This is a genomic window from Thermococcus sp., assembly GCF_027063845.1.
Classification (GTDB): domain Archaea; phylum Methanobacteriota_B; class Thermococci; order Thermococcales; family Thermococcaceae; genus Thermococcus.
In genome coordinates this window covers 1-26,007 of record NZ_JAMOQU010000101.1, presented here as the reverse complement: position 1 = coordinate 26,007, position 26,007 = coordinate 1, and the positions used below count along the sequence as shown (strand labels likewise).

Annotated in this window: 29 protein-coding genes; 16 read left to right on the top strand and 13 right to left on the bottom strand. The window is 56.5% G+C overall.

What is annotated here, in order from left to right; all coding sequences use genetic code 11:
• Positions 1-17 precede the first annotated feature (17 nt).
• From MVO87_RS07830 to MVO87_RS07820, 3 genes are read left to right on the top strand one after another with little or no spacing between them, the layout of a single operon-like run.
• Positions 18-2,987 carry an OB-fold nucleic acid binding domain-containing protein gene (locus MVO87_RS07830; RefSeq protein ID WP_297514777.1) on the top strand — a complete coding sequence of 990 codons (2,970 nt, stop codon included), beginning with the start codon at positions 18-20 and terminating at the stop codon, positions 2,985-2,987.
• 5 nt (positions 2,988-2,992) lie between these two features.
• Positions 2,993-4,315 (top strand): tripartite tricarboxylate transporter permease, encoded by a 1,323-nt coding sequence (locus MVO87_RS07825; protein WP_342765118.1) that lies wholly within the window; start codon positions 2,993-2,995, stop codon positions 4,313-4,315.
• A 6-nt stretch (positions 4,316-4,321) separates the two neighbouring features.
• Complete coding sequence (locus MVO87_RS07820) at positions 4,322-5,722, top strand: metal-dependent hydrolase (RefSeq protein WP_297512189.1); 1,401 nt, start codon at positions 4,322-4,324, stop codon at positions 5,720-5,722.
• Here the strand turns inward: MVO87_RS07820 and MVO87_RS07815 are convergent.
• Positions 5,719-6,576 (bottom strand): class I SAM-dependent methyltransferase, encoded by an 858-nt coding sequence (locus MVO87_RS07815; protein ID WP_297552796.1) that lies wholly within the window; start codon positions 6,574-6,576, stop codon positions 5,719-5,721. The two genes, MVO87_RS07820 and MVO87_RS07815, sit on opposite strands and share 4 nt — an antisense overlap.
• Positions 6,577-6,653: 77 nt before the next feature.
• Between MVO87_RS07815 and MVO87_RS07810 the strand changes: the two genes are divergently transcribed.
• A complete protein-coding gene (locus tag MVO87_RS07810) occupies positions 6,654-7,349 on the top strand; it encodes an RAD55 family ATPase (RefSeq protein WP_297512183.1) in 696 nt (231 codons plus the stop codon).
• A 20-nt stretch (positions 7,350-7,369) separates the two neighbouring features.
• Entirely contained in the window at positions 7,370-7,786 is a 417-nt protein-coding gene (locus MVO87_RS07805) for a hypothetical protein (RefSeq protein WP_297552794.1), read from the top strand.
• On the opposite strand, the gene MVO87_RS07800 is transcribed toward MVO87_RS07805, so the two are convergent.
• The gene (locus MVO87_RS07800) at positions 7,783-8,712 is read right to left on the bottom strand and encodes a dipeptidase (RefSeq protein ID WP_297512457.1); all 930 of its coding nucleotides are present in this window, start codon (positions 8,710-8,712) and stop codon (positions 7,783-7,785) included. The genes MVO87_RS07805 and MVO87_RS07800 overlap by 4 nt on opposite strands.
• 4 nt (positions 8,713-8,716) lie before the next feature.
• Entirely contained in the window at positions 8,717-9,793 is a 1,077-nt protein-coding gene (locus MVO87_RS07795; RefSeq protein ID WP_297512459.1) for a hypothetical protein, read from the bottom strand.
• A gap of 62 nt (positions 9,794-9,855) precedes the next feature.
• Here MVO87_RS07795 and MVO87_RS07790 point away from each other — a divergent pair, with 62 nt between their 5' ends.
• From MVO87_RS07790 to MVO87_RS07780, 3 genes are all read left to right on the top strand, one after another.
• On the top strand, positions 9,856-10,404 hold the full coding sequence (locus tag MVO87_RS07790; protein WP_297512462.1) for a DUF531 domain-containing protein: 549 nt from the start codon (positions 9,856-9,858) through the stop codon (positions 10,402-10,404).
• Positions 10,380-10,877, top strand: a complete 498-nt coding sequence (locus tag MVO87_RS07785; RefSeq protein ID WP_297552792.1) for a signal peptidase I — start codon at positions 10,380-10,382, stop codon at positions 10,875-10,877. The genes MVO87_RS07790 and MVO87_RS07785 overlap by 25 nt, the downstream gene beginning before the upstream one ends.
• 117 nt (positions 10,878-10,994) lie before the next feature.
• The gene (locus MVO87_RS07780) at positions 10,995-12,281 is read left to right on the top strand and encodes an NAD(P)-dependent malic enzyme (protein WP_297552790.1); all 1,287 of its coding nucleotides are present in this window, start codon (positions 10,995-10,997) and stop codon (positions 12,279-12,281) included.
• Here the strand turns inward: MVO87_RS07780 and MVO87_RS07775 are convergent.
• The 6 genes from MVO87_RS07775 to MVO87_RS07750 all read right to left on the bottom strand — a co-directional run bounded on the left by MVO87_RS07775 (position 12,272) and on the right by MVO87_RS07750 (position 16,824).
• A complete protein-coding gene (locus MVO87_RS07775) occupies positions 12,272-12,787 on the bottom strand; it encodes a FumA C-terminus/TtdB family hydratase beta subunit (RefSeq protein ID WP_297513174.1) in 516 nt (171 codons plus the stop codon). The two genes, MVO87_RS07780 and MVO87_RS07775, sit on opposite strands and share 10 nt — an antisense overlap.
• On the bottom strand, positions 12,778-13,629 hold the full coding sequence (locus tag MVO87_RS07770) for a fumarate hydratase (RefSeq protein WP_297513176.1): 852 nt from the start codon (positions 13,627-13,629) through the stop codon (positions 12,778-12,780). Before MVO87_RS07770 ends, MVO87_RS07775 begins: the two co-directional genes overlap by 10 nt.
• A gap of 231 nt (positions 13,630-13,860) precedes the next feature.
• On the bottom strand, positions 13,861-14,775 hold the full coding sequence (locus tag MVO87_RS07765; RefSeq protein ID WP_297513178.1) for a D-2-hydroxyacid dehydrogenase: 915 nt from the start codon (positions 14,773-14,775) through the stop codon (positions 13,861-13,863).
• 4 nt (positions 14,776-14,779) lie between these two features.
• The gene (locus tag MVO87_RS07760; protein WP_297513180.1) at positions 14,780-15,427 is read right to left on the bottom strand and encodes a TIGR00153 family protein; all 648 of its coding nucleotides are present in this window, start codon (positions 15,425-15,427) and stop codon (positions 14,780-14,782) included.
• Between the two features lie 13 nt (positions 15,428-15,440).
• Complete coding sequence (locus tag MVO87_RS07755) at positions 15,441-16,355, bottom strand: 2-dehydropantoate 2-reductase (protein ID WP_297513182.1); 915 nt, start codon at positions 16,353-16,355, stop codon at positions 15,441-15,443.
• Positions 16,356-16,359: 4 nt separating this feature from the next.
• On the bottom strand, positions 16,360-16,824 hold the full coding sequence (locus tag MVO87_RS07750; RefSeq protein WP_297513184.1) for a hypothetical protein: 465 nt from the start codon (positions 16,822-16,824) through the stop codon (positions 16,360-16,362).
• A gap of 45 nt (positions 16,825-16,869) precedes the next feature.
• Here MVO87_RS07750 and MVO87_RS07745 point away from each other — a divergent pair, with 45 nt between their 5' ends.
• From MVO87_RS07745 to MVO87_RS07735, 3 genes are read left to right on the top strand one after another with little or no spacing between them, the layout of a single operon-like run.
• Positions 16,870-17,571 carry an RNA methyltransferase gene (locus MVO87_RS07745; RefSeq protein WP_297513185.1) on the top strand — a complete coding sequence of 234 codons (702 nt, stop codon included), beginning with the start codon at positions 16,870-16,872 and terminating at the stop codon, positions 17,569-17,571.
• Positions 17,572-18,096, top strand: coding sequence for a methylated-DNA--protein-cysteine methyltransferase (gene otg / locus MVO87_RS07740; RefSeq protein ID WP_297513187.1), 525 nt, complete (start codon positions 17,572-17,574; stop codon positions 18,094-18,096).
• A complete protein-coding gene (locus MVO87_RS07735; RefSeq protein ID WP_297513189.1) occupies positions 18,084-19,103 on the top strand; it encodes a tetratricopeptide repeat protein in 1,020 nt (339 codons plus the stop codon). The genes otg and MVO87_RS07735 overlap by 13 nt, the downstream gene beginning before the upstream one ends.
• Before the next feature lie 72 nt (positions 19,104-19,175).
• Here the strand turns inward: MVO87_RS07735 and MVO87_RS07730 are convergent, their stop codons facing one another.
• Entirely contained in the window at positions 19,176-19,358 is a 183-nt protein-coding gene (locus MVO87_RS07730) for a hypothetical protein (RefSeq protein WP_297513191.1), read from the bottom strand.
• Between the two features lie 88 nt (positions 19,359-19,446).
• Between MVO87_RS07730 and MVO87_RS07725 the strand changes: the two genes are divergently transcribed.
• Positions 19,447-19,782, top strand: a complete 336-nt coding sequence (locus MVO87_RS07725; protein WP_297513199.1) for a nascent polypeptide-associated complex protein — start codon at positions 19,447-19,449, stop codon at positions 19,780-19,782.
• Here the strand turns inward: MVO87_RS07725 and MVO87_RS07720 are convergent, their stop codons facing one another.
• The gene (locus MVO87_RS07720) at positions 19,783-20,130 is read right to left on the bottom strand and encodes a carboxymuconolactone decarboxylase family protein (RefSeq protein ID WP_297513201.1); all 348 of its coding nucleotides are present in this window, start codon (positions 20,128-20,130) and stop codon (positions 19,783-19,785) included.
• Between the two features lie 60 nt (positions 20,131-20,190).
• Positions 20,191-21,732, bottom strand: coding sequence for a hypothetical protein (locus MVO87_RS07715; RefSeq protein ID WP_297552788.1), 1,542 nt, complete (start codon positions 21,730-21,732; stop codon positions 20,191-20,193).
• Positions 21,733-21,813: 81 nt separating this feature from the next.
• Between MVO87_RS07715 and hflX the strand changes: the two genes are divergently transcribed.
• Positions 21,814-23,115: a GTPase HflX gene (hflX, locus tag MVO87_RS07710; protein WP_297513195.1), complete on the top strand. Its 1,302-nt coding sequence runs from the start codon at positions 21,814-21,816 to the stop codon at positions 23,113-23,115.
• Here hflX and MVO87_RS07705 read toward each other — a convergent pair.
• Positions 23,080-24,042: an inorganic phosphate transporter gene (locus tag MVO87_RS07705; protein ID WP_297552786.1), complete on the bottom strand. Its 963-nt coding sequence runs from the start codon at positions 24,040-24,042 to the stop codon at positions 23,080-23,082. The two genes, hflX and MVO87_RS07705, sit on opposite strands and share 36 nt — an antisense overlap.
• 197 nt (positions 24,043-24,239) lie before the next feature.
• Here MVO87_RS07705 and MVO87_RS07700 point away from each other — a divergent pair, with 197 nt between their 5' ends.
• From MVO87_RS07700 to porA, 3 genes are all read left to right on the top strand, one after another.
• The gene (locus tag MVO87_RS07700; RefSeq protein ID WP_297513408.1) at positions 24,240-24,797 is read left to right on the top strand and encodes a pyruvate/ketoisovalerate ferredoxin oxidoreductase subunit gamma; all 558 of its coding nucleotides are present in this window, start codon (positions 24,240-24,242) and stop codon (positions 24,795-24,797) included.
• 41 nt (positions 24,798-24,838) lie between these two features.
• A complete protein-coding gene (locus MVO87_RS07695) occupies positions 24,839-25,156 on the top strand; it encodes a 3-methyl-2-oxobutanoate dehydrogenase subunit delta (RefSeq protein ID WP_042692334.1) in 318 nt (105 codons plus the stop codon).
• Position 25,157: 1 nt separating this feature from the next.
• Positions 25,158-26,007 (top strand): pyruvate ferredoxin oxidoreductase (gene porA / locus MVO87_RS07690; RefSeq protein WP_297552785.1); only part of this gene is annotated, 850 nt, incomplete at its 3' end.

Here is a 26,007-nt window from a genome sequence, read left to right as displayed (position 1 = left end):
AATCCGGAGGTATGGTCATGACCGAGAAGAAAGGTGAGAAGAAGCTCTACTATCATGGGCTGAAGGAACAGAAGAAGCTCGACGTTTCGAGGCTCAAGTACTTCTCCCTTCTGCTCTCGATAATAGGGGTTGCGGTTCTACTTGTCGCGGCCCAGGGCGCCCAGGCCCCGCTTGTGAAGGTGAGTGACGTCTACGGTAACTACCTCATGAACTACGCGGTCGTCAGGATAAACGGAACAGTCACCACAGTCCCCTACGTCTCCCAGACCGGCGGAAAGCTGAGCATCACATTCACTGTGGACGATGGAACGGGACAGATGGACGTTCGCGTCTACTCTCCCCTCGCCGACGAGATGATAAAGAAGGGACTCGTCCCGTTCCCCGGCGACGAGGTGACGGCTGAAGTTCAGCTCCGCGTGAGGGAAACTTACACGTACTCGATGCTTCAGTATCTTGAAGGTCTCCACTTCCGCTCGAAGCTCTATTCCGACAGGCCACCCCTTGTAAAGTCCCTCAACGCCAACATGAGCAACACTTACGTGGCGGTTGAGGGCATCGTCACCGAGTTCTCCAACGTCAGCTCCGGCTACCTGATGACCGTCGACACCGGTGAGTCCCTCGTTTCCGTGCTCGTCCCGAGGGTTCTTCTCGTCTTCAACAACCTCTCTGTCAAGGTCGGCGACACGCTCTACGCCCCGGGAATAGTCTACCTCTACAAGGGCACCTCACCGGAGATAGTCGTCAGGAACCTCTCACAGCTGTCCGTCACGCCCATTGAGGAAGCCCCGGTCGTTCCGATAGGCGAGGCTCATGGCTATCCGGGAATGGTCATGGCAGTGGAGGGCTCCATAGCCGGAATAACGTACGAGAACGGTCGCTACGTTCTAACGCTTACCGACGGCCAGAACTACCTCGAAGCCCTCGTCCCGCGCGAAGTTCTCGCCAACCTCAACCCCTTCAACGCGTCGAGTGAGAGCACCGTCAAGGTTGCGGGAAGAATGGGCGACGACGGCAGGCTCGTCGCGGCCTACCTGGAGGTCGTTAGGCCAGTTAAAACCGAGTTCAAGCCAATCGGAACCCTAACCCTCGACATGCGTGGCTCAATAGTTGCCGTGAAGGGCAACATAGAGGACGTCGCCAGAATCGGCTCGAACCTTAAGCTCGTCATTGACGACGGAACGGGTAAGATGGACGTCTTCATACCCTCGGCCACTTTGGCGGAACTTTCCAACGAGACGAAGGATGGTTTGAAGGAGGGCCTCGGCGTCGAGGTTGCGGGTTACCTTGAGGAGTACCGCGGGAAGCTCGAAGTCGTGGTTTACACGGGAGAGGGAATAAGGGCCCTTGGCGAGCCACTTCCACCCCAGAGCATAGAGCTCCCGAGGGTCACCGCGGCTCAGCTCGCTGACTACGAGGGCCAGCTTGTGGACTTCGTTGGTTCCATAGAGGGCGTAACGTACGCCAACGGCACCTACTACCTCACGGTGGACGGCGTTAGGGCCTCTCTTCCGAGGGAGGTACTGCTCAACCTCAACCCGCTCGATGCGGGAACGGGCAGTCAGGTTGTCATTAGAGGTCTGGTGGAGAGCCCAGGCCTTGTAAAGGGGGAGAACCTCACCGTTGAGGTTCCGATAGCGCCGATTCCGCTCAGGCCCGACGAGGTCACCGCGGAGATGGAGGGACAGCTCGTCATTGTCGTTGGCAAGGTCACCGACGTGGCGAACCTCAGTGGCAACCTCAAGATAGTCATCGGCAACCTCCCGGTCTTCGTCCCGCGCTCAACTGCCAACGAGCTTGCATACGTTCCCGAGGAGGGCGACCTTGTTCAGGTCGGGGGATACGTTGAGCTGTACCGGGACAGTCCCGAAGTCGTGCTCTTCAATCCTGAGGCGATTGAGAAGCTTCAGGAATCTGGACCTGTGGAGGGGACCGTCGCTGAGCTCAAGACTGCCACAGAGCCACTCCTATTGACCGTCACCTGGGACGCCCTCGGCTACCAGAAGCCCGACTACCTCATGACGGTGCACGACTCCACTGGAAGTGCAACCCTCACAATCGACCGCTTGCTCCTCCCGAACCCCCTAAACGCTGGAACGGGAAGCGAACTTAAGGTCGTCGCCGACCCGCTGAGCGGCTCGATAATCGCCCTCAACGTCTCGAAGGCCATCCCGGCGAAGCTCGTCAAGACGGGTTCAGTAAGCCTTGAAATGAAAGGAAAGACGATAGCGGTCAACGGAACCGCGGTGGACGTTGCGGTCATCGGTAAGAACCTCAAGCTGACGGTAGACGACGGAAGCGGTGGAATAGCGGTCTTCGTACCCGGCGGTGCGAACCTGAGCATTGAGAAAGGTCAGGGCGTCTATTTGGCTGGCTACGTGGATGAGTACGACAAAAAGGCCGAGATTGTGGTCTACACCCTCGATGCCATCATAGTCCAGGAGAAGCCCTCCGGTGGGGTGGAGGAGATAACCGTTTCCGAGCTCTCCAACGCATCGGGCAGGGTCAACCTCACCGTCGTCTGGGACGGGCTGAGCTACGAGAACGGTGCCTACTACTTGGCCGTCCACGACGACACTGGAAGCACGAAGCTCAAGGTGGCTAGGGAGCTCCTTCCCGACCCGAGGGAAGCGGGAACGGGAAGCACGCTCAGGATAACCTACGACGCCGACAAATCCGAGGTTGTCTCATTGACCGTTATCGAAGCGGTTCCAGCCGAGAAGCTTGGCACGGGCGAGGTTACCCTTGAGTTGCTCGGACAGACCGTGATTGTTGAGGGAACAATCCAGGACGTTTACACGGGCAGGAGCTTCGTCAAGCTGACCATCGACGACGGAAGCGGGGAACTGGTGATATTCATCCCGAAGAGCGTTGCAGGAGACATGAGCTTTGAAAAGGGCCAGACGGTCAGAATAGCGGGCTACGTCGCCGAGTACAAGGGAACCGTCGAGGTCATCCCCTACAGGGGCGACTGCATCGAGGTGAGGTGATGGCCATGATTCCCCTCTCCGAACTTTTAATCTGGTCCCTTGCGGGGGTGCTCTTCGGCTCCCTCATCTCCTGGATTCCTGGCTTCCACATATTCAACATAATGGCCCTACTGGTGGCTGTCTTCGGTGTCGGTGAGCTGATGCCCGTCCAGGCCTTTCCATTCTTCGCCATCGGGGCAATAGTGGCCTACGCATACGTGAGTGCAATATCGAGCGTCTACTTCAGCGTCGCCGACGAGAGCGCGGTGTTCCTCCTCTTCCCGACCCAGCGCTACCTCCTCCTCGGCAGAGGACATGAAGCAGTTCTCCTCTACCTCATCGGGGCAGTCGCGGGAACCCTAGTACTGGTCCTCGGCGCCCTCTTCATCTTCCCGAGGGTTCTGCCCCCAATCTACCAGGCGACCAGTCCGTACATAACCTACTTCCTCGTCGCCATAGTGGTCTTCATGTTCATGAGCGAGTGGCCCAAGGAAGGAGACCGCGGAAGGACACCTGCGGAGAGGCTCTGGCTGGCCTGGAGGCAGATACTCGGCGGAATCCTGGTGTTCTTCCTATCGGGAATACTGGGCTTCATCGTCATGAACACCAACCTCCTGCCGACGACGAGCGCCTACACGAGGCTCACACCGATGTTCATCGGCTTCTTCGGAATGTCTTGGGTGATACTCAACATACTCTCCAACCCGCCGATGCTCGAGCAGGTTCCCGACGACAAAGTTGAGAGCAGCGTCTACAACACCCTCAAGGCCACCTTCGGTGGCGCTCTGGGAGGAACCATAGCGGCGGTCTACCCGATAATCACGGGTGGAATGGGTGCCCTCGTTGCGGGCCACATGACCAGCCAGCGCGGTGACGACGCCTTCATCATAAGCCAGGGCGTGAACAGGGTCATCTACTACGTCGGGGCCTTCACGCTCCTCTTCCTGCCCCAGCTGAGGCTCACGAGGGGAGCGGCGGCGTGGCTCGTCAGCTCAATCTACACCCCCAAGAGCTACGCGGAGTATCTGGCCGCGATAGGCGTTATACTTCTCAGCGCGGGGATAAGCTTCCTCTTCACCTACTACCTCTCCAAGTTCATAGCTAAGAGCTTCAACGTCGTCCACATCAAGAAGCTCTCCTACGTGGTTGCAGTGACGCTTGTGGTGATAAGCTACCTCCTCACGGGCCCCATGGGCATTGCCGTGCTCCTCGTCTCAACGGCTATAGGAATGATGGCGGCAGCGTTCAACACCAGGAGGAGTTACTGCCTCGGTGGGCTCATACTGCCCGTGCTCATCAGCATGACGGGCCACACGGGCTACTTCATGCACCTGCTCGGACTGGGGTGATGGAAGATGAGAGGGTTCACCCACTACATCTCGGGCCTCGCGGCCGCAACCTTCTTCGCGGCACTCGTCGGTGATTTGAGGCTCGGCATACTCATTCCCGTCATAGCGGCGGCAGCCGCTTACTTCCCCGACTTCGTGGACTTCAAGTTCGGGAAGTTCCTTGCGAGGAGGGATTACGAGATAGACCCTGCCCCCTGGGACGAGAAGAAGCACTACGCTCCAAAGCTCGTCAAAATTAGCGAGCTGAGCGAGAAGAACCGCTACCAGTTCTTTGCCGTCGAGGGAACGGTAGAAGAGATACTCGTCAGGGGTTCGGGAAAGGTTACGTACAAGGTGCTCCGCGAGGACGGGAGCGAGGAGACGGTGACCGAAAACTACAACAGCATAGTCTTCACGCTCAACGACGGAACAGGGAAGATAACCGTCGAGGCCTTCGGAGATGACTACGAGTTCTTCGAGGAGGAGTTCGGAAAAATCGAGGAAGGCAAGGAGATGCTCGTCTTCGGCTACGTGGACGTTGAGGAGGACGGTTCGCTCAAGCTCGTCGTCAGCGACGCACCGCACCCGCAGGGCATAGCTGACACCATAGCGAGGGCCATCGAGGAAGCCTACCGCGAGGGCGAGAGGATAGTCAAGATACACAACATTCGCCTACCTGGAGACGTTTACAGGCGCTTCTGGGTCCACCTCGACCCGCCCAGGAGGGAGGTCAGGGTTGAGATGGGGCCGATAGTAACGCCCGGAGGGGTCGCCATAGGCGGCGACGTTCCCGAGTACAGGAAGTACGGCATAGCGAAGGTCAGCGTGCCCTTCATCAAGACCTACCCCAAGCCCACGAGGATAGACTCCTTCTCGGGCCCTGAGATAGCCTTCAGAAAGGCCGAGTTCAGGGGCAAGACCGTCGTCAAGGACAGGTTCCTGCCCTGGCACCACGGCTTCAGCCACTCCCTCACGATGGGCATTATAATAGGCCTCGTCGTCTTTGCCTTCTTCAAGCTGATAGGCTACGAGCACGCGACGGAGTTGGCACTCGCTTCAATGATAGGTCAGTGGCTCCACGTCTTCGAGGACCAGCTCGGCTTCATGGGAAGCAACCTGCTCCCACCGATAACCAAGGACGTCATCCCTGGCTTCAAGCTCGGTGAGAGTGGTAGCGGGCTCACCAACTTCTCCACCGCCTGGCTCATGATAGCCTTCATGATATGGAACTTCAATCGCTTCACTGAGCCAAGGCCCATACCGATAAGCGACGCAAAGTTGCTTCTCTACCTGATATGGCCGTCCATAATTGGCTTCGGGATAGCAATAGTCAGGAGCTTCAAGCTCAGAAAGGAAATCTCGGAGCTCATGGACTACTACACGAACTTAGAAGCCTTCGAGGAGCTGGAGGAGGTCGGGGGGATTTAGTTCTTCCCTTTTCTCTCCCCAGGTTTTCTCGCGACGACACCAAGCGCCTCTTCAACGCGCTTAACGCCGACGAAGCCGGCCCTCCTCAACCGCTCCATAACACCCTTCTGGAGGTCCTTTCTGCGGTATTTCTTTCCGGGGTTGCCAACGTAGTGGAAGAGCCTTCCGCCGGGCTTCAAAACCCTGAAAAGCTCGCGGTAGAACTCCTCCGAGTAGAGCTGTCCTGCTAAAGAAAAGCGCGGGGGGTCGTGTATTACCACGTCGAAGCTCTCCTCGTTGAACTTCTTCACCACCTCAAAGGCGTCGCCGTGAATCACCTGTATTTTACCGCCCGTGAAGAGCTCCCGGCTCCAGGGGTTTATCTTCGCGAGCTCGATGACGTTTTTATCCTTCTCGATTGTTATGACGTAGGCCCCCCTCTTTGAGGCCTCTATGGCGGTGTAACCGAGTCCCATGCAGGTATCTAAGACCGTCTCGCCTTCCTTTGGTTTTACCGTGTTAACCTTGTTCCTTGTGTCCTGGAGCGGGTTTACTCCCTTCGTCCTGTGCATCCTGATGCCGTTTATCTCAATCGTCGGCGGAATCGTCGGGACGAGCTTGTAGAAGCCCTCTCCAGCGATGGCGGCCTTGTAAACTCCCCCCTCTTTAACGAAGTAAACGCTACCCTCGTCCCTTGCTATCCTCTCGATGACGTCTCTCGAAACTCGCGTTCCGTCGGGGAAGATGAACTCATCACCTTCCCGCGTTACCTCCCACGTCCTGTTGGTCTTCCTGAGGTCGAGGTTGAGCCTGACCGCCCCTCGTGAGAGGAGCATCCTTCTCGCGTCCCGAGCAGTTAAAAAGTAAGCGTTCATGGCCTTTCCCTCTTCCAGGATGGGACACCTTTTTATATAGTTTTACCTCACTTATTAATAAGCGGGAGGCTGATAGGATGAGGGCCGGCGAGAGGGTTCGCACCGGAATCCCTGGCTTTGACGAGCTTATCGAGGGTGGCTTCGTTCCTGGAAAGGCCTACCTGGTCACAGGTCCTCCCGGGAGCGGTAAGACCACCTTTGCCATGCAGTTCCTCGTGGAGGGTGCGAGAAACGGCGAGAGGGTTGCGTACATATCACTCGTCCACAATCCCGAGGAGGTCATCAAAGACTTTGAGCGCTTCGACCCGGAGGTTAGAGACCACATCGCCCACGGGAACCTAATCCTCTACGACCTTGGACGGGAACTCTGGGGCTCCACTGCCAAACCTCCCCAGTGGAGCAGCGTTATGTTCCGCATCAAAGACCTAGCGAGGGAGGCGAAGATTTCGCGCCTTGTCATAGACCCGCTTACCGCCGTAGACTTCCCCACAACAGACCCCGCCGAGAAGAGAGCTGAACTCGCAACCTTCTTGAGGACGATTGAAGACCTCGGCATAACAACTATACTCGTTGCCGAGCTGACCGAGCTCGACCGCTACACAGAGGAGCACTACCTCGTTGATGGTGTCATAATGCTCCACTACTACCTCGACGGCGTCAAGATGGTTCGCGCCGTTCAGGTTCTCAAGATGCGCAGGACGAACCACGAGACGAGGATGTACCGCGTTGAGTTTGGTTCCCGCGGACTCTCCGTCAGGGGGCCACTCATATGAGAAGGTTTCGAAAAAAACCCGTGACAATAGCAGAAATACTCTCAGAGGAAAGTCCTGTTCGAAAGGCCTATTTGCTCGGCTACTTTCTGGGCTATTCTGGCCACTTGGCTTGGAGTGGCTGGTCGAGGGAGCTTAAGGAGCGCGTCCTTCGGGAGGCGGAGGCGAGGAACGTCCTCGGCCCGGCCCTCGACTCCTTCAGAAAAGGAAGAACTGAGGGTGCCTCGGACAGGGAGCTTGACGTCATGCTTGGAGTTTACAGGCCTCCCGTTCTTGAGGCGGAGCTCAGTGCGGAGTCAGTTCGCTCGGTCGTTGAGCGCTCAAGGATTCTGGGCATGCTCTCCGTCCGGCTTACTGGTGAAGCGAGGTTCCTCGGCTTCGTGCGCTTTTCCAACAGCAGGGGGCATCTGGGGATACCCTCTTTTCTCAGGAGGCCTTAGGTTATTCTCTCAAACACCCTTTCAAAGTTCTTAAAGGCTATCGCCTCCACCTCTTTCTCGCTGAAGTTTTCTCTCAGCTTTTCAATGAGCGCAGGAATCTTTGACTCGTTTTCAAAGCCCTCGACGTTCCTCCCACTCCATCCGCTCAGGTAGTAGACGAAGTCGAAGCCGAGGCCTACGTGTTTGTAGCCTATGAGGTCGGCCATGTAAGTTATGTGCTCGACGTACTTTTCCAGTGTCGGCTTCTCCTTATCCACGAAGCCCGGTATAGCGACGGCACCAACAACGCCGTCCCTCTCGGCTATCGCCTTCAACTGCTCGTCGGTCAGGTTCCTTGGGTGGTCGCAGAGCTTTCTCGCGTTGGAGTGTGATGCTATGACCGGGAAGGATGTGACATCAAGGGCGTCCCAGAAGCCTGCCTCGTTTATGTGGCTGAGGTCTATCACTATTCCAAGCTCCTCGGCCTTTCCAACGACCTCCACGCCGAAGTTGGTGAGGCCTCCGTTCGTTCTCTCGAAGACTCCGTCGCCTATCGCGTTCCTCAGGCTCCAGGTGAGCGTCAGAACGCGGAGCCCTAGGCGGTGAAAGACCTCGAGGAGCTCTAAACTCTCGCCTATTGGCTCTCCCCCTTCGAGGCCGAGCCAGAGCGCGACCCTTCCGGCTTTTATCGTTTTCCGCATCTCCTCAACGTTCCTCACGAGCTCGAAGCGCTCGCTCTCCTCGATGTCCTTGAGAAAGGCGTTCAAAACCTCGAAGCCGTAAACGGTTGCGTCCTTTCGCCTGTCCGGCCTCGTCCATATCGCCATGACCCTAGAACTAACCCAGCCGTTGAAGAAGTGCCAGTTCCCTTCGAGGACGCGCGTTTTCCCTGCCTTCCTCTCGTCGTAGATGAAGGTGGGCAAATCCGAGTGTGCGTCGAAAATCATGGGCTCACCCAAGGGTCATCGTCTCGACGTCCCTTAAGGTTTCCGCCCTGACCTCTGGCAGGGGTATTGACTCGGCCACCTTTTTGGCCTCGTCGTACTCCTCCCTCTCGGCGAGGGCAATCGCTATTCCCCTGAGGGCGCTGCTCTTCCTTCCCGGGTCTTCTATCATCCCCGCGAAGGTCAGCGCGTCCCTGAGGCTTCCAAGCTGGGTCAGGAGCATCGCCATCCTCTGGGCGCTCGCCGGTGAGAGCTCAACGTTGCCGGCCTCGCGGAGTGCCTCTTCAATAACCTCTACGTAAGTCGGTTCGTTTACGCGCTTCATCCAAAGGGCCGCTTCGAGTTCCCCAATGAGCTTCGACGCACCCTTGAACTTCCTCCTTATCAGGGCCAGAGCGTAGTGGTAGCGTCCCTCAAGCAGGGCGCGCCTTATCTCCGGCAACCCAGTCTCGCTCATTATCTCGGCGAGCTGGAGCTTCTTTTCTGTGACGCCGGCCCTCTGGTTCACGTGGAGCTTGTCGAAGATGTCAAATGCAGTCCGGTAGAAGCCTATTGCGTTTTTAGAGAACAGCTCATCACCGGCGTTCTCCATGAGTTCAGCTATTTTGAGAAGGCCGTCAACTTTAGCCCGGTATTCTACCTCCGCCCTGGCTATAACGTCGAAAGCAACATCGAAGAGTTCCATAGCGGTTTCGGCGTCGCCGGTCGTGGCAACGTAGTAGGCTACCGTTGCCAGAGCTTCCCCCTTCAGCAGTGGGTCCTTTATCTTACCGGCCTCCTCTATGGCGGTGTTGAAGGTCTCGGTAGCCTCTTTGTAGTATCCGAGGGCATGAAAGGCAAAGGCGATTATGCCGTATCCCACCGCCCTCGTGTACGGGTCTTTTGAGTGCTCGGCGATGTATTCAGCGTCCTCGAGGATTCCGGGAATCCAGTCCTCGGGGCCGCCTTTCTGTCTTATAGCCAAGGCAACGTTGATGAGGGCCTCAATCTGGTCGAGCTCATCACCTAGCTCCCACACCCTCTCAAGCGCGTCCTCGAACTGTCCCCTCTCTGCCAAAGCCCTAATCTCTTCGAGGTCGGTCATGGCAACTTTTAATTAACTTCCAAATCCTTATAAACCTTCTCGGACGTCATACAACCATGCCGATGCTAACTTTGGCCCTCTACAACACCTACGATGCCAGAAGGCTCCACGAGGCCCACCTGCGCGCAATAGCCCGCTCCGCCCCGATAGCGTACGCCTACGGCTTCCATCTGGCCCTAATCGGCTTCCCTCTCGATGGAAAGCCCCTCGACGTTGCCGAGGAGGTTAGCGAGCACACGACGATAGGGGAGGGTGGCAAATACCTCGTTGAACTCGCCAGGGGAAACCGCTTTCACCTCCTTGAGTTTCCGAAGAAGGGATTCCCTCCGCAGTTTGGCATTCCCGTTGCCACAACGAGAAAGCCCTCGGAGGAAAAAGAACTCACGCCCCTTGAACTTGCTGAGAGGGCCCTCAACGGCGAGCGTTTTCTCCTCCTCATAGGGCTCGGAAGGCACGGCCTCCCAAAGGAAACCTTTAAGTTGGCGCGCCACCATATGGACGTCACGGGAAAGAGGGTCAGCCTCGAAACCTGCACTGCCATAGGTGCGATAGCCGTCAGAATCGCCACCTATATGGAGGCCTTGAAATGGAGGAGTGGAAGAAGGAAGTAGCGTGGTTTTTGGTGGCAATCGTTGTCGTTTTCGGAATTCAAGCGGGCCTCAGGGTGGCCCTTCACACGGACTCGCCCCTCGTTATAGTGGTGAGTGGCTCTATGGAGCCCGTCTTTTACAGGGGGGACGTCGTCCTCCTTAATGGGGTTACCAATCCCGACCAGATAAAGGTCGGTGACGTGATAGTTTACAAGCGTCCCGGCTATGAGTACCCGATAATTCACCGCGTTCGCTACATTTACACTGTTAAAATCAACGGGAAGCCCGAGAAGTGCTTCGTGACCTGGGGTGACAACAACCCCGTTCCAGACCCGCCGTACCCAACTTCGGACGGCCTGCTGGAGGTTCAGCTCCCCGACGGTTACATAGCCGGATGCGTGCCGACATACGCTGTCGAGGCCAAGGCCGAGTTCGTATTCCCGAAGATAGGCCTCATCCCGCTCTGGATTCGCAACGCCCTCGGCCTGGGATGATGTGAGGGTAGGTAACTGAGCCGTGATGAGCTAATCGGCCCCTGACCGCTTTTTGTCAATTTTTCTTCCCATCGAAAGGCATTTTAACTTTCTCATGCCAACCCCTCCGGTGGTCGAATGGACGCGAGAGATTTTCACCGGGGCAACTTCATAGGCAACGGCAAGATAGAGGTCATTCCAAAGGTTCCGCTAACGAGGAAAACTCTTCCATTAGCTTACACCCCAGGCGTCGCCGAGGTCTCGCGCGAGATAGCTGAAGAGCCCGAGAAGGCCTTCGAATACACCAACAGGGGCAACACGATAGCAGTAGTCAGCGACGGAACCCGCGTGCTGGGTCTCGGGGATATAGGCCCCCTTGGAGCTTTACCTGTGATGGAGGGCAAGGCCCTGCTCTTCAAGGCCTTCGGTGGCGTTGACGCGTTCCCGCTCGTTTTAGCAGAGAAGGACCCTGAAAGGTTCATAGATGTCGTTAAAGCCGTCTCCCCGTCCTTCGGCGGGATAAACCTCGAAGACATAGCCTCGCCCAAGTGCTTCTACGTACTCGACAGGCTGAGGGAGGAACTCGACGTTCCTGTCTTCCACGACGACCAGCAGGGCACGGCGAGCGTCGTTTTAGCGGGCTTAATCAATGCTCTAAAGGTAGTTGGTAAGAAACTTGACGAGATAAGCGTCGCGCTCTTCGGGGCAGGGGCGGCCGGCTTCGCGACGCTCAGATTAATCGTCAGGGCAGGCGTCAAGCCGGAAAACGTCCGCGTCGTCGAGCTCGTGAACGGGGAGCCGAGGATTATAACGCCGGATTTGCCCCTTGAGGAGCTCTTCCCCTACAGAGGCCAACTCCTCGCGAGGACCAACGGCGATGGGATTGAGGGAGGCCCGGCAGAGGCGCTCACGGGAGCTGACGTTCTCATCTCCTTCACGAGGCCGGGACCGGGCGTTATAAAGCCCGAGTGGATAAGGAACATGGCCGACGACGCGATAGTCTTTCCCCTCGCCAATCCCGTTCCGGAGATTCTTCCGGAGGAGGCCAAAAAGGCCGGCGCGAGGATTGTGGCAACGGGGAGGAGCGACTACCCGAACCAGATTAACAACCTACTCGGCTTTCCAGCGATTTTCAGGGGTGCTTTGGACGTTAGGGCCAGGACGATAACGGACGGCATGATAATCGAAGCCTCAAAGGCCATGGCCTCCGTGATAGAGCCGAGCGAGGAGGAGATAATCCCCTCACCCTTCCATCCCGACGTTCACCCCACTGTGGCGAAGGCTGTCGCTGAGGAAGCCATGAAGGAAGGCGTTGCAAGGGTTCGCGTTAATCCAGAGGAGGTCGCGGAGAGGCTAAGGAAGTGGAGGGAGTTCTACTCCAGGTTCATAGTCCCCATGAATGATGAGCGTAAGGCCTACCGGTAGAGCGAGTTCCCGTGCGCGTCGATTGCAACCAGCAGGGGGAAGTCCTCCACCTCAAGGACCCAGAGGGCCTCAGGTATTCCAAGGTCAAGCCAGTGGACGGCCCTGACCCGCTTTACGCTTTTGGCGGCGAGTGAGCCGGCCCCTCCAGTAAAGGCGAAGTAAACCGCTCTGCCCCTGAACGGCTCAGCTTTCATTCCTCCCTTCCCTATTATCCCCCTGATACCCAGGTCAAGAACCCCGTCGAGGTAGCGGTTCATTCTCGCGCTCGTCGTCGGCCCTGCCGAGACTATCTCGTAGCTCCCGTGGGTTTTCCTCACGACGGGCCCGCAGTGGTAGATTACGGCCCCCTCAGGGTTGAAGGGCAGTTTCTCCTTTGGAAGGCTCAGAATTCGCCTGTGGGCCGAGTCCCTCGCGGTAACGATTTCTCCCGACAGGTAAACGACGTCCCCCGCCTTCAGTCTAAGGACATCCTCCGTGCTCAGCGGGGTTCTCAGCCTCACTGCCACACCTCGACCCTCCCGTCGGGTTTTATCCTCACGAAGGCCCGCCTGTTGGCCCAGCACTGGACTATTAGACCAACGGGGAAGCTCGCAGGATGCCTGTGGGCGACCTCTATCTTCACGTCCAGAGCGGTCGTTTTCCCGCCCATCCCCATTGGACCTATTCCGAGGGCGTTTACTTCCTCCAGAAGCTCCCCCTCGATTTCTGCAATCCTTTCATCAGGGTTCCTCTCGCCGACCCGCCTGAGGAGGGCCTTCTTCGCCAGCAGGAGGGAGTAATCGGCGCCACCGCCGACGCCTATGCCCAGGACAACCGGTGGACAGGGTTTTCCACCGCAGGCCTTAACCTTCTCGACCACGAAGCGCTTAACGCCCTCCCAGCCCTCGCCTGGGGTGAGCATTGCCAAGGCGGAGCAGTTCTCGCTTCCACCTCCCTTGGGCAGAACTGCCATCTCGATTTCATTGCCTCCAACAAGCTCCCAGTGGATTATCGGAACGCCTCTGCCCGTGTTGTCGCCCAAGTTCTTTCCCGTGAGAACATCGACAGCGTTGGGCCGAAGCGGGACTTTTTCAGTCGCGAGCCTCGTGGCTTCCACGATTGCCCTCTCGATTTCCCCCAGAAACGGACTCCTTAAGCCCGCCTTCACGAAGAACATAAGCGTCCCCGTGTCCTGACAGACGGGTATGGACTCGGTTCTGCCAATCTCTATCGCCCTCAGGATGTTCCCGAGGTTGAAACGCGCCACCCCGTTTTCCTCACGCTCGTAAGCCTCTCTTAGAGCGGAAACGACGTCATCTGGAATCCTTGTCACCGCGAGCCTTATCGCCTCGACGATTGCCTCTATCAATAGGCACTCACCTGTTTAAGGCCGGACGTGGGAGTTAAAAATATTGACGTGAGAATGCCATAAGAACTCCCCAAAGTTCACCACTATGCTGGTAAACTTTCAGCCAAAACTCTACCACCATACTGGTAAACATTTCGCCCAGACTGTTACACTATACTGGTAGCTTCTGCTCCAGGGCATCGAACCTGCTTCAGCGGGCGCCAGAATTGGGAAGTAAGAAGGGAAAGGGCCTCAGCCCTTCAGAATCTCGACTATCTGCTCCGCGACCTGGACTCCAGCGCGCATCTGGGCCTCCTCGGTGGATGCTCCGATGTGGGGCGTTAGGACCACGTTGTCGAGCTTAGTTAGTGGGTGGTCAGCGGGGAGCGGCTCCTCCTCGAAGACGTCGAGGCCCGCTCCGTAAATCCAGCCCTCCTGAAGTGCCTTGACGAGGGCGTTGGTGTCAACGACGGCCCCGCGGGCGGCGTTTATGAGTATCGCGGTCTTCTTCATGAGCTTAAGGCGCTCCTCGTTTATGAGGTGGTAGGTGGCATCAATGAGCGGGACGTGGAGCGTTACGACGTCGCTCTCCCTGAGGAGCTCCTCAAGCTCGACGAACTTTCCATCGACCTCTTTAGCGCGCTCCTCGTTTGGCTTGGGGTCGTAGAGGAGGACGTTCATTCCAAAGGCGTTCGCTATCTTCGCCACTTCGTAGCCTATCCTTCCGAAGCCGATTATACCTATCGTCTTGCCCTCGAGCTCGATTCCCATGCACTGCTTCTTGGCCCAGACGCCTTCCCTCATCTTCCTGTCGGCGAAGGCCACCTTTCTGGCAACTGCAAAGAGCAGGCCGAAGACGAGCTCCGCAACGCTCCTTGAGCTTGCCCCAGGGCTGTTGACGACCTTAATGCCCCTCTCCTTCGCGGCCTCAAGGTCTATGTTGTCCAGGCCGACGCCTGCCCTTCCGATGACCTTGAGCTTGGGAGCGTTTTCGATGACCTTTCTCGTCACCTTTGGCTTGCTCCTGACGATAATCGCGTCAACATCACGGACAAGCTCTACTAATCTCTCCTCGTCCGGGTACTCCTCGTAAAGAACCTCAAAACCTGCTTCCCTCAAAACCTCCAAAGCTTTCTCGTGCAGTGGCGCCGCAACGAGAACCTTCATGCTTTCACCCCCTCCGTTTTATTGCCATCAGCATTACTTGGTCTGAAGCGTCTTCCGCGCGGTCGGCTATGTCGCCGACCTTCGTGATTGCCTGGTTCCATATTAGCTTTGCGTAAGTTGTTATCGTCTCGCTCTCAAACACCATCGCCTTGAGCTTGTACTCGACCTTGTCAGCGTTCTCCTCGAGGTCTTCTGTCTCCTTTGCGAGCTCCAAAGCCCTGTCAACGTCCTCGTTGAGGGCCTTTACTGCCTCCATGAGCTTCTCGTAGGTTTTTACCGCCTCCCTCACGAGGGTCATTATCTCGTCTTTGAGCTCCTCGGGGACCCTCGGCTTGGCGAGAATCAGAGTGTGGGCCGCGCTCTCGGCCGCGTCCGCCACCTGGTCTATGAGCTCGCTCAGCCTTACGTAGTCCCCCCTGCTGGCGGGCAGAAAGGCTCCCTCGTAGAGCATGAGCTCGATGCTCCTTCTCAGCTTGTCGGCCTCGCTCTCAAGTCTTGTTACCTCTTCCTCAAGCTCCTTCGCGCCATCAAAATCTCCGTTCAGGTACGCCTCGATGAGCCTTTCAAAGGCCTTAACGGTTTCGTAAACGACGTTGAGGTGCCTGTCTATGGCGTCAAAAACGTTGCTTTCCTTACCCCCAAAGAGTGGCATTTTCACACCCCGTCTAAAGATGGGTTGAACCCCTATTTAGGTTTTCCTTCGCCTTGATGAGTGCCCACAGGAGTTCGTTCCTTGGGGCTTCCAAACCAACGGAGTTGGCATATTCAACGATTTTGCCGTGAATGTAGTCCACCTCCGTCCTTCTTCCGCGCATTATGTCCTGGAGCGTCGAGTTGTAGTTCTCCCGCGTTCTCTCTATCGTGTCCCAGAGCAGTTCGAGGGGGTGAACCTCGAACTCTATGCCAAGCTGCTGAGCAACCATACACCCTTCCCGCGCTATCTCTATCGAGATTCCCTCCAGCTCTGGGATGTCACGCAGGGCCCCGTTCTTGACTTCTAAGACCGTTCCAAGTCCGTTTATGACGGAATTTACTATCGCCTTCGCCCACTTCCAGCCGACCGCGTTCTCCGTGACCTTCGTCTCTATTCCTGCCTCGTTGAAGGCCCTCGCGACTTCCTCGACGAACTCAGCTTTTCCCGTTGGATACTTCCCGATGACGGTTATCCCCTTCCCCGTCCACTTGACGACACCCCACTCCACGAGCATCGCGCCATTGGTGGTTATCCCCCCGATGACGTTGGGTGTAACCTTCAGCGCCAGCTCCTCGTTTCCGAGGCCGTTCTGGACGCTCAGAACCCACGTTTCCGGCCCTATGCAGTTCCTCGCGCACTCTAAGGCGGTCTTCGTTGAGTAGGACTTCGTGGTCAGGAGGAGAAGCTCAGGTGGCTCGTCCGGAGCGTGGGGGGAAGCCTTGGCCTTTACCTCGAACTCCTCTATTCCGATAACCTTCAGTCCTTTCTCGTTTACCGCCTTAACCTGCTCCTCTCGTCCTATGAGCAGGACGTCGTTTCCGGCCCTCGCCAGGAGCGCGCCTAAGAGGGAGCCTATGCTTCCAGCTCCGAGCACGTAAATCCTCATCCTCTCACCTCAGGAGTTTTCTCAGGTGGTTGAGCGAGTAAACGTAAACCAGCGCGAAGAGGGCCAGCTTAACCCTCTCGGGAACCTGATAAGCTCCGATTAGGTAGAGCGCCGACGCCGGGAGGAGTCCGAAGGAAGAGAGAACCCTGTTCCTTAGGAGGAGGAATGGAATGGCAACCCCGAGAACCGCCCTGGTGCCCCCGAGGTTGTAGAGGCCAAGCGCTATGGCAAGACCCGTCCCCCCGATTACCGCGTTGACGAAGCGCTCCCAGAACTTTACCGGCTGATTCTCGTAGGGATAACCGAGTGCCAGGAGGAGGGCCGAGAGCGCTATTAGCGCGTACCTCTCTTCTTCCCCGAGCGGGTAAGTCAGCGCAAAGGCGAGAACTGCGCCGGCCGAGAAGGGTCTGGCCTTTTTCTTTACCGCCGGAACGATGAGCGGAAGGTATAGGTAAGGAATCCCCTCCATGCTCCCACCGCAAGCGTTTAAAGAGTCCTCCTTAAATGCATACCGATGCTCTCGGTCGTTCTCGTCGAACCTGAGGGGCCGGCGAACATAGGCATGGTGGCGCGGACGATGAAGAACTTCGGCTTCTCCAGATTAGTCCTCGTGAACCCGAACCTGACGGCGGAGAGTTACAGCTACGCGGTCCACGCAAGGGATGTTCTCAAGAACGCAACCATCGTGGACACCTTTGATGAAGCTTTGAAGCTATTCGATTTGACCGTTGGAACCACCGGAAAGCCCGGGAGGAGGTTCATACCCTACCGCACACCGCTCTACCCCTGGGAGCTGAGGGAAACCCTGAAAGGCTACACCGGTGAGGTCGGTCTGTTCTTCGGCAGAGAGAGCATAGGGCTTAAGAACGAGGAGCTTGAGAGGCTCGACATAATCGTCACGATTCCGACGAGCGAGGATTATCCCGTCATGAATTTAGCTCAGGCGGTTGCGGTTATACTCTATGAGCTCTCGAAGGCTAAACCCGAACCCTCTGTCGAAGCCCTAAAACCTGCGACGAGAGATGAAAAGGAGGCGCTCGTTAGGGTGTGGGCCGAGCTTTTAAACGCTCTCAACTACCCCAAGGACGAGGAGAGGCGAGAGGTTTTCGTTAAGGTCTTCCGGAAGGCAGTCGGTAAGGCCTTCCTCTATGGTCGGGAGGTTCACACCCTCATGGGCCCGCTGAGAAGGGCCGTTAAGAGGCTGGAGGAATGCTGAATGCTCGCGGTGGAGAGGTTTAGGGTCAACGGGAGAGACGTCTGGATTGGGGTAATCTTTCACGGGAGGATTCAGGGTGTAAGCTTCGCCTTCACGAGGGGCGAGCTTTTGGAGAGAATCAGAAACCTCGCCGAATTCCTGCGGAGGAGAAACGTTGCCGTTTCCCTCGACGTCCAGCCGAGCAACTACACCGAGCTCGTTTATCGCGTTATGGTTGGGGAGCTCGACAACGAGAAAGCCCTTTCCGAGCTCTCCTTCGAGGGTGTAACACCCTTTGAGAGGCGCGTTTACGAATGGCTCACGAAAAACGTTAAAAGAGGGGCTGTTATAACCTACGGTAGCCTTGCAAAGGCCCTTGAAACGTCGCCGAGAGCGGTCGGCGGGGCGATGAAGAGGAATCCGTATCCAATAATCGTCCCCTGCCACAGGGTTGTGGCGAATGACGGCATAGGCCACTATAACCTTGGGATTGAAGAAAAGAAGTTCCTGCTCGAACTTGAGGGGGTGAAGGAATGGACAAGCTGAAAGCCTATATAATCGGCTTCCTCGTTGTCCTCCTTGCGGTGGCCGGTTTCATAGTTTACAACTGGGGCTTCTGGAAGCTGGTGCAGGTTGTCCTCGCGATAGGCTTCGTCGGTTTCACGCTCGCGCTGCTCTTCTTTACGGCGCTGACACTCTACGCCGAGAGCTGGAAGTACGGGGCCATTCTGGCAGTCCTCACCGCGATAGCGGGCTACGGCTCCTACCTCGTGCTCACCTGGCAGAAGCTCGAAATCGTCGGGGGAATCATAGCGTTCTTCGTCCTCCTGCTGGCCTTCGGAATATGGTACATAAGCGAGCCCGATTTGAGCATAGCGGACCGCTTCCGCTCGGCTGAAAAGCTTGAGAGGATGGGACGCTACAAGCAGGCGGCAAGAAAGTACGAGAAAGCTGGAAACTATGAGAAGGCGGCTGAGATGTACCTGAAGCTCGGCTGGCTTGAGAGCGCGGCGTGGGCCTACGAGAAAGCTGGAAAGTACGAGAAGGCCGCTGAGCTCTATGAACAGCTCTACGAGAAGGAGAATGACACCTACTACCTGAAGGAGGCCCATGAGTACTGGAAGAAAGCTGGAAACATGGAGAGGGCCGCCAAGGCGCTTGAAAAGTACGCCGAGGAGGAGCCCTGGTTCTGGGAGGACGTGGCGAAGCTCTACGAGGAGCTCGGAAACGAGGAGAAGGCCAGGGAAGCCTGGGAGAAGGCCCTTGAGTACTACACCAAGGAGGCCCAGGAGGAGGGCGTCTTCTGGGAGGACGTCGGCAACATAGCGAGGAAGCTCGGAAGGGAAGAGCTCGCGAGAGAGGCCTACCAGAAGTTCCTCGAGTACTGCCTCAAGGAAGCTGAAAATGACCCGATGTGGTGGAAGCACGTGGCTGAGGCCTACGAGTACCTCGGCGAGAAGGAGAAGGCCGAAGAGGCGCGGAGGAAGTACGAGGAGTACAGGCAGAGAATCCTTAAGGCCAACGAGGAGACCTCACAATTCCCTGAGAATTAAAGGGGTTGACTTTCCTTACTCTTTTGGTACCCTCGTTACACCACCGCTCCTGAAGCTGGCCTTTAAAGAGGACTAAAACACGTCCCCAGTGTCCTCGAGCTCCTTCAGCTCCCCTTCGATTTCCTTCTCTTTTTTCTCCGCATAGTGTTCCATCCAGTTGAAGAACATCCAGTTAAGGAACAGCAGAAGAGCCAAGCCTAAGATGCCCAACAGGAGCTGTGAGTCCGTGGGAACGCTCCTGGGAAATGAGGCCATCTACACCACCACCCGGGATTCGTCGAGGGGACTAAAAACTTTGCCAACCTTTTTAAAATCGCGTAGGAATTCCCTTTAGGTGGTCAGGATGATGGGAATGAACCCGAGACAGATGAAGAAGCTCATGCGCCAGCTCGGCATAAAGATGGAAGAGTTAGAAGGCGTTAATGAGGTCGTTCTTAAGCTTGAGGGCAAGGAAATAGTCCTCAAGAACCCCGTTGTCACGGTTATGGTCGTCCAGGGCGAGAAGACCTACCAGATTGTCCCCGGGAGCGAGGAGGTAAGGGAGGTAATTGAGATTCCCGAAGAGGACATCGAGCTCGTCATGGAGCAGGCCGGCGTTGACCGGGAAACCGCGCTTAAAGCGTTGAAAGAAACGAAAGGGGACATAGCGGAGGCAATCCTCAAGCTGAGCGGGGAGTGATTACTCCTTCTTGAACTTCTCTATTGCCTTCATGAGCGGTATGAGGTGCATTAACGCCGGGCCTCCTGCCATCAGCACGGCAACCAGACCGGCCTCTATGAGTTCCTCCGGCTTCGCTCCAGCATCTAAAGCCTTCTGGGTGTGGAGGTAGATGCACCATTCACAGCCTGCGGCTATTCCGAGGGCGAGCGCTATGAGCTCCTTTTCCCTCGTTGTAAGGGCCTTGGTATCGAGGGTCTCGCGGAGGAACCTTGAGAAGGCGGCAATCTCCTTCGGGTGCTCCTTTCCGAGCCTGTCGAGGAGCTCCTCAATCTCCTTAAGCTTAACTTCCACATCCCCGTTTTCCATCGAAACCACCGTGATAAGTTGGGGAAAAAGAATCTTAAGGCTTTCCTGAACGAAACGTTCTCAACCACTCGTTGGAACTATCCCCTGCCTGCGCATCTTCAGGATGTCGTCTATAACGTCTATTAGCCCGGCTATTATCTGGTCGTACTTGCCCCCGTCCTTTCCGTAGATTTCCTTCAGCTTGTCCTCCAGCGCGAAGAGGTCTTCGGTGTCGAGGTCAAGGAGCTTCTGGGCTTCCCTCGCGAGAACGCGGAGCGTGACTCCCCTGGTTCTGTCGTCGTCGAGCAGTTTTAGAACGAGCTTGAGCATACCGGAAAGCATTTCCCTCGATGGTATCCTATCGGTTAGGCGAGCCACGAGCTCAAGGGCACCTTCAACGTCCCTCTCCTTACCAGACTTGAGGAGCGTATCTAGTAAACTGCTGAAGAACTTGGACGTTCCTGGGTAGAGGGCGTAGATGTCCGCTAAAACCCTCGCGGCGGTTTCCCTTGCCCATGGGTTCTTGCTCTTCAGGAAGTCTCCGAGGACCGGGAGAATCCTGTAGGCGTCGCTCGGTGTCAGGTGACTCGCCACCCTCGCCACAATCCAGAGCGCGTCCATTCTCCTGCTGTAGTCGTCGCTCTCCAGCATGCCGAGAACCCTGTCCATGACCTCTGGGTCGAGCTTCGCCATCTCCGCCACTATCTCCGTTTTTCCGGCATCCAAGAGCCTCTCGATGTCGTCTATGCTGTATTGGGCTATTTCAAGCTTTTTCTTGGCTTCGATTTCGCTCACGAGTTCTTCGCTCGTTACCGCGCTTTTTTCGAGCTTCTCAAGGACCTGCGACGCCTTGACGCCGAGCTTGACGTCTCCCTTAAGCTCCTTTATCCTCGTTATTGCCTTCAGCTTGTTCCTCGTGCTTATCTCCCTCTCACGGGAGAGCATCCTCTCGATGGAGTACAGCGCTCTCTCAACGACGTATGGGTCGGGGTGGGCAAGTAAATCGGCTATTCCGTCGAAAACTTCGTTCAGGACCTTTCTGTCGTCTGTCTTCATCGCCATCTCAGTAAGGGCTGTTATCGCCGCGCCCTGAACTTCCCTCTTCTTGCTCGACCCTATGAGCGAGAACAGCCAGTGGATAATCTTGTATGCTATCTTCGCGACCTTTGCGCCGAGCTTCCCAAGTCCCTCCGCCGCGTACTCGCCGAGGACAGGCATTCCGGACTTTACCACGTCCTTCAGGGCTTCGGTGACCTTTTCGTACTCCTTATCGGTGAGCTCACCGGTTTCGAGGAGTGCGTTTATGAACTCCAGCGCCTTCAGCGCCACCCGCTCATCATCGTCCTTCACGAGCTCAAGGACCGCGTCCAGCGCGAGCTTCTTTCTCTCGCCCTCAAGCTTCCCCTCTGAGAGCATGTCTATAAGCACTTGAACCACGTTGGCGCGCACGTGGGGGTTCTCGTCGTTTAGCAGTTCGAGCAAAACCTTGAAGACCTTGTCGTACTCCTCTGCCAATGCGCGAACTTCTTTGATGCGCCAGGCGAGCAAATCTTTTCTAAGGCCCTCCTTGTCAACTATGATATCGCCACCCTTTAGCACGGCGAGAAGCGTCAAACCCAGCATAGTCTTCCCCAACAGTATTACGGTGCGTTAGAATTTAAGCTTAGCCCAAAGGTTATTAAGGGTCCCTCCGATGGGTGGACGATGAGGGCAGTAGGTGTCATAAGGTACTCGCGAAGGGAGAGGCTCAGCAGGGAGGAGTTCGAGGAGCTCTTGAGGAGCGCTGGTTATGAAGTTCTGGCCGTTCTCGAGCAGAACAGGGAGGAACACCCGCGCTACAACATTGGAAAGGGAAAGCTGGAGGAGCTCAAGGAGCTCGTCAAAGAGCTCAAACCCGACAAGGTGGTTTTTGCGAACCGCTTAACGCCTTCTCAGGCCTACAACCTCTGGAAAGAGCTTCGCGTTGAGGTCATCGACCGCTGGCAGCTCGTCCTTGAGATTTTCGAAAAGCGGGCCCACTCAAAGGAGGCCAAACTTCAGGTTGAGCTTGCGAGCCTCCAGTACGAGGTCCCGCTCGTGAAGGAAGCCATACGGCGGATAAAGCTCGGCGACAGGGCCGGTTTCAAGGGAATGGGTGAGTATCAGACACAACAGTACCTCAAGCACATAAGGTACAGAATGGGCAAGATAAGGAAGGAACTTGAGAGGGTCAAGGCCGAGCGCGAGGTCAGGAGGAAGAAGCGCGAGGAGGTCGGCTTTATCCTCGTCTCCTTAGCTGGCTACACGAACGCAGGAAAGTCAACGCTCCTCAACGCCTTGGCCGGAGAGAGTGTCGATGCGAGGAATCAGATGTTTACGACCCTCGACACGACGACGAGGCGCTTCAAGCTCGGGAGCAAGAGGGTTCTAATCACTGATACCGTCGGCTTCATAGATGGCCTTCCCCCATTCATAGTTGAAGCCTTCCACTCGACGCTGGAGGAGATTGTCAAGGCCGACATAGTTCTCCTCGTCCTCGATTCGAGCGAGCCTTGGCGCGAGATAGCGAGGAAGTTCCGGGCGTCGGTAAACGTTCTCCGCGAGCTCAAGGCCCTCGACAAGCCCCTGGTCGTTGTCCTCAACAAGGTCGACCTGATTGAGAGGGAAGATGCCGAGGAGAAGGCGAGGCTTTTGACTGAGCTGAGCGAGAACCTCGGGGTCTCGATTGAAGGGGTGGCGAAAGTTTCGGCCAAGGAGAGACAGCTTGATGAGCTATACTCGCTCCTCGAACGGGTTCTCCTCAAGCTTCCCAAGTACGGGGCCTTTGAGATAGTGGTTGAAGACCCCTCAAGGGTTCCGGCGGTGATGGCCTTCCTGAGCTCGGTTGGTGAGGTTCTGTCGGTTGAGTACGGCGACGTAACGAGGATTAGGGCCTACGTTCAGACGGGCATGCTGAAGGAGCTCACGAGAATGGGGGTAAGGATAGAGAGGCTAAAGCATGCCGGCGAAGCTGAAGAGCTTAACTAGCGCGAAAGATATCCCTATCGCCGTTAGCGGCGTTGCCACCCAGCCGAAGAGTATGTCAACGACAACCTTCCTGTCAACCCCCTCACCAACGAGAAGCCCAACTCCGACGACGCCACCTACTATTGACTGGCTTGAACTCACCGGAAGGCCGAAGAAGTTGGCCAGGCTCACCGCTATGGCCGAGCCGAACTGGGCTGCGAAGGCTGAAATCGGGCCGAGGGCGGTAATCTTCCTGCCGACGGTGTGCATGACGGCGTAGCTGAAGGTTAAGGAACCAACTGCGAGACTTATCGCGACGAGGATTCCAGCGGTTTTGGGCTCCATGAAGCCAGCGCCAACTATCGGGCCCGAGGCGTTCGCGACCTCGTTGGTTCCAAAGTTGAATGCCATGTAGGAACCGCCCAAAATCGCAAGGGCCTTGTAGAGGGCCTCAATCGTCGAGACGCTCTTTATTCCAGAAATCACTTTGGAGTAGAACTTGTAGAGAACCATCGCGAGGATTCCTGAGAGTACCGGTGAGACGACCCACGCGGCAGCTATTTTACCCAAGGTGAAAAAGTTGACGGGGACGTTCATCGCCAGGCCAACACCTATGACTCCACCGACTATCGCCTGGGTGGTTGAGACTGGCAGGCCTTTAACCGTTGCTATTGTCACCCATATTCCCGCTGAAAGTAGTGCTATGAGCGCCATCTCCATCGTGAGGGAACCCTTGGGGACTATGCCTTCTCCCACGGTCTTCATAACCTTGTAGCCCTTCAGGTACGCTCCCAGGAGGACGAATATCGCTATCGTGAGCGTCGCCTGGCGGAAGCTCAGTATTCCCGACCCGACCGCCGTCCCCATGGCGTTCGCCGAATCGTTTGAGCCTATATTCCAGGCTATGTAAAATGCAACCGCAGTTATTGCCACCGCTAGTCCATCCATTGCCCATCACTGGCTATATAGTCTATATAGTTAATTAAAAAAGTTTTCGGGAAACGATGAGCGAAAAAAACCATCGGAGGAACTGAAAGTTCACCTTTACCCAAAAAATCCCGTTTAGGGTTCCTTAACTCGATACCGAAACCTAAATAAACCTTTCGGACTAACTGAGGGTGAAAAACCCACAGGAGGCAGGGAAGATGATTGAGATACGTTTTCACGGTAGGGGTGGACAGGGTGCCGTTACGGCCGCAAACATTTTAGCCTCAGCTGCCTTCAAGCAGGGAAAGTACGTCCAGGCGTTCCCCTTCTTCGGTGTTGAGAGGCGTGGAGCACCGGTTACCGCCTTCACCAGAATTGATGACAAGCCGATAAGGATTAAGACCCAGATTTACGAGCCCGACATCGTCGTTGTCCTCGACCCGAGCCTTCTCGAGACCGTTGACGTCACCGCCGGTCTCAAGGACGGTGGAACCGTCATCGTCAACACTGAGAAGAGCAAGGAGGAGGTTCTTGAGAAGCTCAAGAAGAAGCCGGCCAAGCTGGCCCTCGTTGACGCCACCACCATCGCCCTCGACATACTCGGCCTTCCGATTACCAACACTGCAATCCTCGGTGCCGTTGCCAAAGCCACTGGCGTCGTCGAGCTCAAGTACGTCCAGGAGGCCATTAAGGAGACCTTCTCAGGAACCCTCGGCGAGAAGAACGCCAAGGCTGCCGAAGAGGCCTTCAACAAGACCGTTGTCTACGAGCTCTAATCTTCTCTTCCCTTCCTTAACCGAGGCGGGTGGTGGTAAAGTTGAACACCTTGTTTGGAGAAAAGAAAGCTCAGGCTGAGAAACTCGTCTTCACGAGCGTTGAGCAGTACCCCGAGGCGCCTATAACTCTCGGGACTACCCTCAGCAACTTCACCGGCGACTGGAGAACTTTCATTCCTGTTGTGGACGACGACAAGTGCGTCAAGTGCTACATCTGCTGGAAGTTCTGCCCCGAGCCTGCAATCTACATCCGTGAGGACGGCTACGTTGGCATAGACTACGACTACTGTAAGGGTTGTGGAATCTGCGCGAACGAGTGCCCGACCAACGCCATAACGATGGAGAAGGAGGAGAAGTGATATGGCCGAGTACAAGCCTATTAGGAAGGTTGTGAGCGGAAACTACGCGGCTGCTTACGCGGTGAAGCACGCGCGCGTTCAGGTCGTCGCCGCTTACCCAATCACCCCTCAGACGAGCATCATCGAGAAGATAGCCGAGTTCATAGCGAACGGGGAGGCCGATATTCAGTACGTCCCCGTCGAGAGCGAGCACTCGGCCATGGCCGCGACCATAGGTGCTTCCGCCGCTGGGGCGAGAGCCTTTACCGCGACCGCCGCTCAGGGTCTCGCTCTTATGCACGAGATGCTTCACTGGGCGAGCGGTGCGAGACTGCCGATAGTTATGGTGGACGTTAACCGTGCTATGGCTCCCCCGTGGAGCGTCTGGGACGACCAGACAGACAGCCTGGCTCAGAGAGACACGGGTTGGATGCAGTTTTACGCTGAGAACAACCAGGAGGTTTATGACGGCGTTCTGATGGCCTTCAAGGTAGCCGAGACCGTCAACGTCCCGATAATGGTCATCGAGAGCGCCTTCATACTGAGCCACACCTACGACGTCGTCGAGATGATTCCGCAGGAGCTCGTTGACGAGTTCCTCCCGCCGAGGAAGCCCCTCTACGACCTGGCCGACTTCAGCCAGGCAATCTCGGTCGGTGCACTTGCAACTCCCAATGACTACTACGAGTTCCGCTACAAGCTCGCGAAGGCGATGGAAGATGCGAAGAAGGTCATCAAGGACGTCGGTAAGGAGTTCGGCGAGCGCTTCGGCAGGGACTACAGCGAGATGATTGAGAAGGGCTACGTTGACGATGCCGACTTCGTCTTCATGGGCATGGGCTCCCTCATGGGAACCGTCAAGGAGGCCGTCG